The organism is Tychonema sp. LEGE 06208 (genome assembly GCF_015207505.1).
GTDB lineage: Bacteria > Cyanobacteriota > Cyanobacteriia > Cyanobacteriales > Microcoleaceae > Microcoleus.
On record NZ_JADEWT010000030.1, the window covers coordinates 21,660 to 33,469 of the forward strand.

Genomic DNA, 11,810 nt, shown 5'->3' on the forward strand with positions numbered 1-11,810 from the left:
GTTCGTTTAAAAAAAAATCAGGTTCACAAAAGACTTAGAAATAGATTCAAAAAGGACGGTCGTCCTCACTACGAACCTTTTAATAGAAAGCGATTTGGACTAAAAATATTTTCCGGGTCAAACTCTTGTTTGATGCGGCGCATTAAATCGATCGCACTTCCAGTATAGCCCCAAACATCTAACCCTTGCTTGATATTGGTCGGCGCTGCCAAAACAGTCAAAAAACCGCCTTTAGCTTCGCACCCCCTGCGTACCTGCAACAGCGTATCAGCAGTCGCCGTCTCAAACCGCAAAACCCCCAAACCGCTGCCGGCATGAATCAAAGCGTCCTGTACCGGCAACTCATTAATTGCCTTGACAGCCTCCGACGGTCTGATGCCTATTTTACAAATAATTGCTGAATTATTGGCAGAATTCCAGATTGTTTCTGGCAATCTTTGCCATAATTGATCCTCATCATTACCGCCGCAGCTAGTACCTTGCAATCCCAACTTTTCGCCAACTGACCGCAAGCGGGCTGATTGTTGTTTGACGCTTTCGGCGATACTTTGAAACCTGACGATTAATCCCGAACCTTTACCCAAACTCTGTTTTTCTACTAACTGCGGCGACAGAAAATCAACTGCTGTCGGAGTCAAGGCAGAGGATAATAAGATTTGAGCAGCTTGGGCTAAAGCATTAGTTTCCCCAGTCAATATTACAGTTCCCGATGATTCAGGTAATGGATAAACTCGGAAAGTTACTTGAGAAATGATTCCCAAGGTGCCGTAAGCACCGGTAAACAGTTTCATCAAGTCGTAACCGGCGACATTTTTAACAACTCGACCGCCAGCTACGGCAATTTTACCGTCCGATCGCACAAAGGTGATTCCCAACAACAAATCGCGCACCCCCCGATAGCGGTGCCGCAGAGAACCCGCACCAGCAGTAGCGACAATCCCGCCCAAAGTTGCCTGCTGCGGATATGCTGGATCGATCGGCAAAAATTGACCTGATTTACCTAAAATTTCCTGCAAATCGGCAAACTTCATCCCCGCTTCCGCAGTCACCGTTAAATCGCCCACAGCGTGTTCTACAAGGCGATTCAGGCGCGCTGTGCTCGCAGCCGCGAGTCCCCTGGCATCAGGAGATCCCCCTAAATCCCCCTTAAAAAGGGGGACTTTGACAACATCTTGCTCCCCCCTTGTTAAGGGGGGCTGGGGGGGATCCGGGTCTAATTTAACCAACCCCCCCCAATCGAGTTTGCTGCCACTCCCTGCCGGCAAGACGGCCCAGCGATTTTGCCGAGCACAAGCAATCACGGCCGCGAGTTCTGCCTGAGTATGAGGGTAAACAGTGCAGTCTATTGAAGTACCGGGGGCAATTGCTTTTTCTACCCGATTTTGCCAAACCGCCTCTGTGTCTTGCTGCAGACAGATGGCAGCAGTGCCGACAATATTTTCTAATTTTTGTGTGGTAACGTAATTTTCGGTAGATAAAGATTTCATCAAGGTTATCAAACGCCCGGTAAAAAAATAATTACAGCACTGCCTAAAACCATTAAATATTAATACTGGCCCGATATTCAAAACATGAACCAACAAATGTCTCAAAACCGACTTTCTGTAGGAATTGCCGGTCTCAACGAAGTGATTGGCGGCGGGCTGATTGCTCAGCGCTCTTATCTGGTGCGGGGCGGCCCTGGCACCGGCAAAACTACGCTGGGCTTGCACTTTTTGACCGCAGGTATGGCTGTGGGTGAAAAGCCCCTGTTTATTACTTTAGGAGAACCGGAAGCGCAATTGCGCGCCAATGCCGAAACTCTCGGTTTTGATATCGAATCGATGGCTTTCCTCGATTTGAGTCCCTCCTCGGAATTCTTTACAGAAATTCAAACTTATGACATTTTCTCCCCGTCGGAGGTTGAGCGAGAACCCACTACACAAAAGATTATCGAGCGAGTCCAAGCTGTCAAGCCTACTCGGGTATTTTTGGATGCGATTACTCAATTTCGCTATTTAGCTGCGGATGAGTTTCAGTTTCGCAAGCAAGTTTTGTCTTTTCTGCGGTTTTTGGTGGAAGGGGGGGCGACGGTGGTGTTCACCTCAGAAGGCACATTAAGTGCTCCCGACGACGATTTGCAATTCATCAGCGACGGAGTAATTTATTTGGAACTGCTGAGTGAAGGGCGCACTCTGTCTGTCAGCAAGCTGCGCGGTTCCAACTTCCGCAACGGCCGCCATTCGCTGCGCCTGACTCAGACTGGTATGGAGGTATTTCCGCGACTGCTACCGGACAACTATCAACAGGATTTTGTGGCTGAACCGATTTCTGCTGGGGTTCCTGAAATTGACGAACTGTTGCACGGGGGGCTGGAACGGGGGACTGTGACGGTGATTACGGGGCCTAGCGGTGCGGGTAAAACGACGGTGGGAATTCAGTTTATGAAGGAGGCGGCGGGAAGGGGGGAGCGATCGGTAGTTTACATTTTTGAGGAGTCAATTTCTACTCTGCTGCACCGCTGCGAATCAGTTAACATCCCGGTTGGCGCGATGATTGCGGGGGGAACTCTTTCGGTGATACCCGTGGAACCTTTGCTCTACTCGCCCGATCAGTTTGCTGCTATGGTACGCCAAGAAGTGGAGCAGGAAAAGACGCGGATTGTGATGATTGACAGTGTTTCTGGCTATCAACTTTCGATGCAGGGGCAAAATTTGGTGAACAATTTGCACGCTTTGTGCAAGTATCTCAAGAATATGGGAGTTACCGTGATCTTGATTAATGAGGTAGAAGAGATTGGTGGAGATTTTCGGATGACCGAGATCGGGATTAGCTATTTGGCGGATAATATTCTGTTGATCCGCTATCTGGAACGCCAACTGCATAATAGAACAGAAATCCGCAAGGCGATCGGAGTAATTAAAAAACGAGTCAGCGATTTCGAGAAAACTCTGCGAGAACTCGATATTACTCGCTACGGCCTCAAAGTCAGCAAGCCGATACGGGGGCTGCGCGGCATTTTGAGCTCTGCGCCGGTGTGGGTTGAGGGGGAAGTGGATGAAGATTGAATCGGGGTTGAAATGGTTCTGAATCGATTTCAATCGGCTGTTTGGCGGTCGAAAATTTAGGCATTAAGTTGATAGACGGCCTTGTTGATTGAGAGGGATTTTTCCTGAAGTACCCAGACGCTAACTTAAATATAAAATCTCCTACGGCATCAGCCTTATTCCGAGGAAGCTGACAGATGACTGGCAATTCAATAATTTTAGCAGTTGACCGCAATCACCGAAACTTGGAGCTTTTAGCACAATTTCTTCACAAAGAAGGATACCAGATGCTCGCGGCTTCTAGCTTTGAAGATGTGGCGCGAGCGATCGGTCAGCCTGCTAAAATCGGGATGGCTTTAGTAGATATTTCTGGTTTCGATAGCCAGATTTGGGAATGCTGCGAACAATTGCGAAATCACCAAATCCCTTTTCTGATACTTTCGCCCAAACAAAGCGCGGCCATTGGGCACGAAAGCTTCTCCCGCGGTGCTCGGAGCATTTTGGTAAAACCTTTGATCGTTAGAGATTTGCTATCCGTTGTTCACAGCTTGCTAGGAGAATCTGCGTGAGTCGAATTTTATTGCTTGTAGAACAGAAAGAAAATCGCCGCTTGTTATTAGAATGGCTGGCAGTTTACTATGAAATATTGCTGCCCAATTCAAAAGAAAATATTGACGATTTTTTAGGGTTAAATCAATCTTTCGATTTGGGGATAATTGACGGTCAGGCTCTGAAAAACCACTGGCAATGGGTAGCTGCCAAAAAACAGGCAGAACACCCCCTATGTTTGCCTTTTCTTTTGATTACATCTCGCTCGGATGTAAAGATGGCAACGCAATTTATTTGGCAAACTATTGATGATTTAATTATTGCTCCGGTCGAAAAGATAGAATTGCAAGCGCGGGTGGAAATTTTGCTGCGATCGCGCCAGTTGTCTTTAACTCTCAAATTGTCTCACGACCAACTCGACCGCACTCTGCAAACAGCCCAAGAACTCAACGAGATGAAAACATCTTTGCTGTACATGATTGCTCACGACGTTCGCAATCCTTTGAACTTCATCCTCGGCACTACGCAAGTTCTGACTAAATACAAATCGACATTAACAGATGAGAAAACACAAGAAATGCTAGACAAAACTCAAGCAGCAGCAAAAAGCATCGATCGGTTATTAGATGACGTTTTGCTGCTGGGCAAAACTGAGTCGGGAAAAATGGCGTTTTGCTTGCTACCGCTAGACTTAACAAAGCTTTGTGATGAGTTGGTAGCGGAATTTCAGAACAGCCTGAAGTTGAAGCCGCAAACTGAGCCGGTGACGCTGGTTTTTGTGAATCACAGTCAATCGGCGATGGCTTGTTTGGAGGAAAGTTTGCTGCGGTGCATTCTCAGTAATTTGCTGTCAAATGCTATTAAATATTCTCCTCCTAATACTCAAGTAGTTTTTGAATTAAAAGTTACTGAGGTTGAGGTAATTTTTTCGGTACAAGATGCCGGAATTGGCATACCTTTGGCAGACCAAGAACGGCTGTTTGATTCGTTTTACCGGGCGACAAATGTGGGTATAATTCCTGGTACTGGACTGGGGCTGAGTATTGTTAAAAAATGCGTGGACTTGCACGGTGGCGAAATTGTGTTGAGCAGTGAAGAGGGTGTCGGGAGTACGTTTACGGTAAGGCTGCCGATCGCCAAAATTGAAGAATAGTAGATGATTCGGCGGTTGAAACCGCCAGCAAGTCAAACGATGTCGGCCGGAGGCGACTGGTGCGTAAAGGAGATTCAAAACCCGGATTTGCTATAACAATTAGCAACTAATAACTGATAACTGACAACTAGATGATTCGGCGGTTGAAACCGCGTCTACACAAACGATGTCGGCCTACGCCGACTGGTTCGTAAAGGGGATACAAAACCCATATTTGCTATAACAACTAGCAACTAGCAACTGACAACTGACAACTAATACTAAATCTAGGTAACATACCCCCTTGATGATGGAACCGCGAAGACGCTTTAGGCGAAGTCGCGCGTCAGCGATCTTATCGCGAAGAGAAGAGAAGAGAAGAGAAGAGAAGAGAAGAGAAGAGTAAACAGAAAAGTCAGAATATACAGGAGTTGGAAAGCTCGGATTTGGTATTAGTTATTATTCTGATACAACATTGTGTGACTGCAATCAAAGTTCTACGGGAGCAACGGCGTTCAATAATTCTTCTAGAATAAATCGCAGCAAGGATTGAGTTGCTAATATTAAACCCAGTCTGGCTTGGGCGAGTTTTGGTGTTTCTGTTTTAACTTCGCCCCAAATCCGACATTGGCTGTAAAAAGTCTGAAATGCTTGGCTCAAATTATTAGCTGTTTTGAGATAATTGACTGGTTTTTGTTGGGTGCAATTATTCTGAAAAACTGGAGATAAATTGTCTAGGGCTGTGATTAGTTGCGAAATTAAAGTACGATCGCCCGGATGTACTAACCGCAGTTGCTGGCTGCTGTTGAGCCAGGGTATGGGATTTGGGGCCGCCAGCGACCAAATTTGCGGTGCTGTACGGACATCGGGTTGGGCGATCGAAATTAGGCGATCGCGGTGGGCCATTCGCAGCAGGGAACAGCAGCGGGCGTGGCTGTATTGAATGGGAAACAGTCGATCGCCTGACACAACAGGAGATAATATGCGAGATTCGGGATCTGGGAGGGAATTTTGAGCTAAACGCTGCAACCAGAGGGCTAAACCTGCATCAGTCAGCTCCAGCTCAATTATGCCCCCCGGTGCGACTTTAACGGCAAAATCTGGCTCGCACAGCGGTTTGAGAGTTTCGAGCAACTCGGCGGCGATCGCCTGCGGTGTCTGTTGCCGAGTTTTAGCCAATTTCAGGGCGATCGCAGAGACGTACAGCACCCCGGCGCTATCTTTACCCCGATTTAACGGAATTTGTGCCAGTGTGTCCTGTTGGGCGATCGCGCCCTGCAATCTTAAGAGCAAAAAACACTTCACTGTAACTTCGGGGCACTGCTCCATATTTGGTGTATCCATATCGGCCCATCATTAGGTAAAAATTACTCTCTGAGTGTTACCGCTGGCGCTGTTGTTGTACGTTAAACTGCTGATATTACAGATGAGCGATCGGCTCGCCCTGACCGGCTACATCCAATTAATCGACGTTTGAGCGATTTTTGGGCTACATAACAATAATTTACGTGAAACTCTTTGCTGAACTCTACCATTTTTATGTATTTTTTGCTACATTGAATTTTAGGTAAAACTGAAAATAATCAGCACTGTTAAGAAGCGTGCAAGTTCGATCGGGGGTTGGTTGTCTCACTTTGTATCAGAATGCTGGCAGAAGCTGTTTTTCTAACTAATTAAATATATCCCAGAGCCTCACTTATGCAATCAACTTCCACACATCTAGAGACGATCGATCGACCTTTTATCACTTGGCAGCGAATTATCGACTGGGCCCAGGAACACTACCGCTGCCGGACTTTTAGCAAAGACGAAAAGATTCCCGCCAGACCCGGACTGCTTTATTTAGTCCAGAAAGGTTCTGTGCGGCTTGTAGGTAGCGCTCAAGTTAGCGTCGGGGCGAAGCCGGGGCTAAAATCAGCTCGCAAAACTACAGAAGAAGCTTTTTTGGGCTTCGTCGGCGCGGGTCAACCTTTTGAGCTGGTTGCTCAGTCTCCGTTTACTCTCCAAGCTTTCGCTCATGCCGATCAAACTCACGTAGTGTGGATGTATTGGCACGATTTGGATAATTGGCCTCACTTTCGCCGGGAAATTTTGGATGCGTTTCGCTACCAGCACCAGCGGAAACTCCTCTGGCTGAGCACTTTGGGACAGCGCCGGACGATCGACCGACTGCTGGGTTTTCTCACTTTGTTGATCGAAGAGTTCGGCGAACCTTACGTAAGTGAGGCAGAACCGGATGTGGTTCGGGGCTACAGGCTGCCTTGGGTATTGACTCACGCTCAAATTGGCAGCGCTATCGGCTCAACGCGGGTGACTGTGACGCGACTGATGGGCAAGTTGCGATCGAAAGGTTTGATTAATACTGAGGATGACAATTTAATTTGTTTGCCGACTAAGGCTAATCCCCAAAAAAGTAAAAATCAAAAGCAGGATGTAGAAGCATTCCTCGAAGAGGATATCGAAGATTCTCTAGAAGACGATATCGAAGATGATATCGAAGATGATATCGAAGACGATATCGAAGATTCTTGATAAAATCTTCCGGGCCAGTGTCAGAAACAGCGTTTAGCTATTATATCAACCGCACCAGAGGGCGGGGAAGTTGTTCTCGCATTGCACGCCGATGCCGTCGATTGCTTCTGCTTTGGATCTAAACTAAAGCGTTATTTTGCAACGAAAATTCAAGGCTTTCTTCCCTCTTGTTTCTTCCTTCTTCCATTTCTCTTCTTGTCTCTTTTTACCCGAAGAACAACTGGTAGAGTGTAGCCGAAGGAAGCCGAAGCGAGCCTCCTTCCTGATGACCAATGAGTGTTGAGTGTTGAGTGTTGAGTGTTGAGTGTTGAGTGTTGAGTGTTGAGTGTTAGTTGTTAGTTGTTATTGGGAATTGAGAAGTGGGCGGAGCCAAGCGGAGGGATTGGGAATTCGTAGCAAGTAACCAATAACCAATAACCAATAACCAATAACCAATAACCAATAACCAATAACCAATAACCAATAACCAGTAACCAATAACCAATAACCAATAACCAATAACCAATAACCAATAACCAATAACTAATGACTAATGACTAATGACTAATGACTAATGACCAATGACTAATGACTAATGACTTCTTCGGTGTACGATGAATAGTGTAAACTTTTCCCGTTCTCTATCTTGTGCGACTGACAATGACTGATGACAAGCAAAATTCTCCAATTCCGAACGATCGGCAACGGGTGGTATTCTGCGATTTTGACGGCACGATCACTGTTGAAGAAACTTTTGTGGCAATGCTGAAGCATTTTGCACCGGAATTATCGTCTCAACTAATGCCGGAAATGTACGCAAGAAGGCTGAGTTTGCGATCGGGTGTGCGGCAGTTACTAGAGTCTATTTCTTCGGAACGTTACGGGGAAATTGTGGAATTTTCTAGGGGACAACTGATGCGACCGGGATTGGTGGAATTGCTGGATTTTTTGGACCAGCAAAAGGTGGATTTTGCGATCGTTTCTGGCGGTTTACGGATTATGGTAGAGGCGGTTATGGGTGATTTGGCACACCGGGCGATCGCTATTTACGCCGTGGATCTGGACTCTAGCGGCCCTCGCTTGCAAGTCAATTCTGAGTTTGAAGGAGATGCAGAATTGGTGTCTAAGGTGCGGGTAATGCGCCGTCACCCTGCAAAGGAACAGGTGGCAATTGGAGATTCGCTGACGGATTTTAATATGGCTTTGCAGGCTTCGTCTGTGTTTGCACGCGATCGGCTTGCCGAGTATCTAGACGAACAGCAAAAGCCTTATACTAAATGGGATAATTTTTTTGACGTGTTGGAAAATTTGTCCCAGAAATGGAGTTGAAACTATAGCCTTTCTCAGGTGAATTAGATTCTCTTGGGCATTGGGCAAACAGGGCATTGGGCATTGGTGTTTCCTGTTCGTAGAAGGGAATTGTGAATTACTTTCTTCGTACCTCACTCTGCGGTATGTGTATTGGTAAGGTGCACATTGTGCACCATACATTTAAATAGACTAGCGCAATTCTGATTAACGTAAAAGCTGGATAAAAAACTGAGGATTTGCAAAGAATGAGTGGCGATTTGAGACCGGATTTAATTGCAGCAGCCAAACATTTTTACGATCGCGGTTGGATGGTGGGGACTGCTGGCAATCTTTCGGCCCGCTTACCAGATGGCAGTTTTTGGATTACTGCTAGTGGTCGCGCGAAAGGGCAGTTGACTGAAGTAGATTTTATCAGAATGAGCTCCGAGGGTGCGATCGTCGAGCAGCCTGTTCCCGACAGCCGCCCTTCCGCCGAAACCAGCATTCATTTAGCCGTTTACAATAGTTTTCCAGACGCTAAAGCTTGCTATCACGTCCACTCCATCGAAGCAAATTTAGTTTCTCGGCTAACCGAAGGCGATGCAGTGCCTTTACCCGCGATCGAAATGCTCAAAGGTTTGGGCGTGTGGGAGGAAAACCCCCAAGTGGCGATACCCCTATTTGCAAATTATTTGGAAGTGCCTAAGATAGCCAAGGAAATCTGCGAATACTTTGCCATTTGTGCACCCTCTGTACCAGCTTTACTAATTCGCGATCACGGCATCACAGTCTGGGCAGACTCGCCAGCCGCCGCCTACAATTACGTAGAAATTGTAGAGTACATTTTTCGATACACGATCGCAGCCCGCCAATTAAATTTAGATTTGAAATATTAGATATGAATTTAGGAAATTCCTAAACGCAAAATCTAATATATCTAGGGTGTTTCGGGTGTACCTTACCGCTAAGTATCGTATCAAACACTTTTGATTTCAAAAGTGTAGCCAACAAGCAAATATCCAAAAAAGGAAACAAAAATTATGTCTAAATATAACAGAGTTTTATCCATAGACGGAGGCGGAATCAGAGGAATTATCCCCGCACAAGTTGCAGTTAGCATCGAGTCAAAGCTGCAACAGAAAAGCGGCAACCCAGATGCGAGAATAGCTGACTATTTCGATTTAATCGCCGGCACGAGTGCGGGAGGAATTTTAACTTGTATCTATTTATTTCCCGATCCCAAAAATCCCAGCAGACCTCGGTGGTCTGCCCTAGACGCTGTTAATTTTTCAATCAACAGCGGCCGCGACGTTTTTAAAAGTTCATTTTGGCAAAAAGTTCGCTCTATAGACGGTTTGATAGATGAGAAATATCCCAGCCCTCCGTTAGAAGAATTCTTTCGGAAAAACTTTAGTGATTGCCAACTCAGCCAACTGCTGAAACCTTGTTTAATTTCCAGTTACGACGTGGAAAGAAGAAAAGCTAATTTTTTCAACCAAATGGATGCGAAACAACATCCCGAAGCTGACTATTTTATCAGAGATGTTGCCCGAGCCACATCGGCCGCTCCCACTTACTTTGAAATTCCCAAAATTTACTCTTTGACAAACGAATGCTACGCTTTAATTGACGGGGGAGTATTCGCAAACAATCCGGCACTTTGCGCCTATGCGGAAGTGAGAAATAAATTCACATTTTCCGACGATCGCCCAGAGAGAGGCCCGACAGCAAAAGATATGGTCATTTTATCTTTGGGGACGGGAGAAGCTCAGAAAAAATATCCCTACGAAGAAGTGAAAAATTGGGGTCAAATTGAGTGGGTTGAGCCTTTGATTAATATCATGATGACGGGAGTTGCTGAAACTGTAAATTATCAATTGTTCCAAATTTATGATGCGATTGAAAGACCAAATCAATATTTGAGAATTACTCCCGATTTGAACCACGAACCACCGCTGCGGATTGATGATGCTTCGGAAGAGAGGATATTGGATTTGGTGAGAATTGGTAAGGATCAAGCCGAAAAGCATGACGAAGAGTTGGATAAGTTTATCGACTTGTTGCTTGCCGAGTAGCCATCAAATTTTAGATTTTGGATTTGAGACTTGAGATTTGACAATTGGGAAAAACTGAGGATGACCACAAAACTAATCAGTCTCAATCTAAAATTTAAAATGGTATAACCTACCAACGGCAAGGCTGGCAGACTAAAAATATGTTGACAAATCGCGCAGTAATTGCTGTAGAATTGGGTAAGTCTCTATTTAGCAATTATTTGCCCTGTTTGTAATTAATCGCGAGCTGTCAATAATATCGTTTCTGGTTGCATCGGAATAATAAAATCGAGTCAACAGTTAACACTCAACCATTCAGTTTTTCGACCCGCCAGTCAACAGTCAACAGTCAACAGTCACCTGACGGTGCAACCGGAATTGATATAATTGGTTAAAAAATACCAAGAAAAGCGCGATCGACATTTAGATGAAACCTTCAATAACAGGTGGTTTCAGCGGTTTTTAGTGACGCTGTTCCTGGGCGGTCAAGTGCTGCTGCGGATACTCCAATGCAAAATTGACCGCCGCAAAATCATGGAACATTTAGTAACAGTAGGCCTGGATTCTTTGCGTTCAGTGCTGCTAATAGCCTTTTTTGCGGGCATGATTTTTACTGTTCAATCGGCCAGAGAATTGATTCGGTTTGGGGCGATTGGGGCGGTGGGAGGTGCTTTTGCTCTGGCATTTTGCCGGGAATTAGCACCGGTTTTAACGGCGGGCGTGGTGGCGGGACAAGTAGGTTCGGCCTTTGCCGCAGAGATAGGAGAAATGCAGGTGACGGAACAAATAGATGCCCTGTATATGTTGAGAACAAATCCAGTTGATTATTTAGTAGTGCCGAGGGTGATAGCTTGCTGCATCATGCTGCCGATTTTAACAATTTTTGCGGTAGCGGTGGGGATTTTGGGCGGGCTGTTTGTGGCGGCTTATTTTTACGAGTTGGAACCGTCGGTATTTTTGGAATCGGTGCGGACTTTTTTGGGGCCTTGGGATTTAGTAACTGTGGCGATTAAGAGTTTTATTTTTGGGTTGATTATTGCCCTTGTCGGTTGCGGTTGGGGGTTGACAACGGCGGGCGGTGGGAAAGGGGTAGGTCAAGCTGCAACGGCGGCGGTGGTGACTTCTTGGGTGTTTATTTTTGTGGCGGATTTCTTTTTATCGCTGTTGATGTTTCACGAGTTGGGAATTACGAGAAGCGGGTAATTGTTGGTAGAAGACTCGGCGGTTTAAACCGCGTTTACACAGACA

Annotated in this window: 10 protein-coding genes; 8 read left to right on the forward strand and 2 right to left on the reverse strand. The window is 45.9% G+C overall.

Annotated elements, in window-relative coordinates; translation table 11 throughout:
• Window positions 1–68: 68 nt before the first annotated feature.
• Window positions 69–1,487 (reverse strand): FAD-binding oxidoreductase, encoded by a 1,419-nt coding sequence (locus IQ263_RS10540; RefSeq protein ID WP_194067381.1) that lies wholly within the window; start codon window positions 1,485–1,487, stop codon window positions 69–71.
• Window positions 1,488–1,571: 84 nt separating this feature from the next.
• Here IQ263_RS10540 and IQ263_RS10545 point away from each other — a divergent pair, with 84 nt between their 5' ends.
• The 3 genes from IQ263_RS10545 to IQ263_RS10555 all read left to right on the forward strand — a co-directional run bounded on the left by IQ263_RS10545 (window position 1,572) and on the right by IQ263_RS10555 (window position 4,728).
• Entirely contained in the window at window positions 1,572–3,047 is a 1,476-nt protein-coding gene (locus IQ263_RS10545) for an ATPase domain-containing protein (RefSeq protein ID WP_194067382.1), read from the forward strand.
• Window positions 3,048–3,223: 176 nt separating this feature from the next.
• Window positions 3,224–3,595 carry a response regulator gene (locus tag IQ263_RS10550; RefSeq protein ID WP_194067383.1) on the forward strand — a complete coding sequence of 124 codons (372 nt, stop codon included), beginning with the start codon at window positions 3,224–3,226 and terminating at the stop codon, window positions 3,593–3,595.
• The gene (locus tag IQ263_RS10555; RefSeq protein ID WP_194067384.1) at window positions 3,592–4,728 is read left to right on the forward strand and encodes an ATP-binding response regulator; all 1,137 of its coding nucleotides are present in this window, start codon (window positions 3,592–3,594) and stop codon (window positions 4,726–4,728) included. The genes IQ263_RS10550 and IQ263_RS10555 overlap by 4 nt, the downstream gene beginning before the upstream one ends.
• A 468-nt stretch (window positions 4,729–5,196) precedes the next feature.
• On the opposite strand, the gene IQ263_RS10560 is transcribed toward IQ263_RS10555, so the two are convergent.
• Window positions 5,197–6,051 (reverse strand): DALR anticodon-binding domain-containing protein, encoded by an 855-nt coding sequence (locus IQ263_RS10560; RefSeq protein ID WP_194067385.1) that lies wholly within the window; start codon window positions 6,049–6,051, stop codon window positions 5,197–5,199.
• Window positions 6,052–6,405: 354 nt separating this feature from the next.
• On the opposite strand from IQ263_RS10560, the gene IQ263_RS10565 reads away from it, so the two are divergent.
• The 5 genes from IQ263_RS10565 to IQ263_RS10585 all read left to right on the forward strand — a co-directional run bounded on the left by IQ263_RS10565 (window position 6,406) and on the right by IQ263_RS10585 (window position 11,765).
• Window positions 6,406–7,239: a Crp/Fnr family transcriptional regulator gene (locus IQ263_RS10565; protein WP_194067386.1), complete on the forward strand. Its 834-nt coding sequence runs from the start codon at window positions 6,406–6,408 to the stop codon at window positions 7,237–7,239.
• 639 nt (window positions 7,240–7,878) lie between these two features.
• Window positions 7,879–8,547, forward strand: a complete 669-nt coding sequence (locus IQ263_RS10570) for an HAD-IB family phosphatase (RefSeq protein WP_194067387.1) — start codon at window positions 7,879–7,881, stop codon at window positions 8,545–8,547.
• A 227-nt stretch (window positions 8,548–8,774) separates the two neighbouring features.
• On the forward strand, window positions 8,775–9,404 hold the full coding sequence (mtnB, locus tag IQ263_RS10575) for a methylthioribulose 1-phosphate dehydratase (RefSeq protein ID WP_194067388.1): 630 nt from the start codon (window positions 8,775–8,777) through the stop codon (window positions 9,402–9,404).
• A gap of 144 nt (window positions 9,405–9,548) precedes the next feature.
• Window positions 9,549–10,583 (forward strand): patatin-like phospholipase family protein, encoded by a 1,035-nt coding sequence (locus tag IQ263_RS10580; RefSeq protein ID WP_194067389.1) that lies wholly within the window; start codon window positions 9,549–9,551, stop codon window positions 10,581–10,583.
• Between the two features lie 366 nt (window positions 10,584–10,949).
• Entirely contained in the window at window positions 10,950–11,765 is an 816-nt protein-coding gene (locus IQ263_RS10585) for an MlaE family lipid ABC transporter permease subunit (RefSeq protein ID WP_194067390.1), read from the forward strand.
• Window positions 11,766–11,810: the final 45 nt, after the last annotated feature.

Excerpts from the sequence above, each read along its gene's own strand:
- IQ263_RS10540 (WP_194067381.1), bottom strand. The coding sequence starts at position 1,487 with ATGAAATCTTTATCTACCGAAAATTACGTTACCACACAAAAATTAGAA.
- IQ263_RS10580 (WP_194067389.1), top strand. The coding sequence starts at position 9,549 with ATGTCTAAATATAACAGAGTTTTATCCATAGACGGAGGCGGAATCAGA.
- IQ263_RS10565 (WP_194067386.1), top strand. The coding sequence starts at position 6,406 with ATGCAATCAACTTCCACACATCTAGAGACGATCGATCGACCTTTTATC.
- IQ263_RS10570 (WP_194067387.1), top strand. The coding sequence starts at position 7,879 with ATGACTGATGACAAGCAAAATTCTCCAATTCCGAACGATCGGCAACGG.
- mtnB (WP_194067388.1), top strand. The coding sequence starts at position 8,775 with ATGAGTGGCGATTTGAGACCGGATTTAATTGCAGCAGCCAAACATTTT.
- IQ263_RS10560 (WP_194067385.1), bottom strand. The coding sequence starts at position 6,051 with ATGGATACACCAAATATGGAGCAGTGCCCCGAAGTTACAGTGAAGTGT.
- IQ263_RS10550 (WP_194067383.1), top strand. The coding sequence starts at position 3,224 with ATGACTGGCAATTCAATAATTTTAGCAGTTGACCGCAATCACCGAAAC.
- IQ263_RS10545 (WP_194067382.1), top strand. The coding sequence starts at position 1,572 with ATGAACCAACAAATGTCTCAAAACCGACTTTCTGTAGGAATTGCCGGT.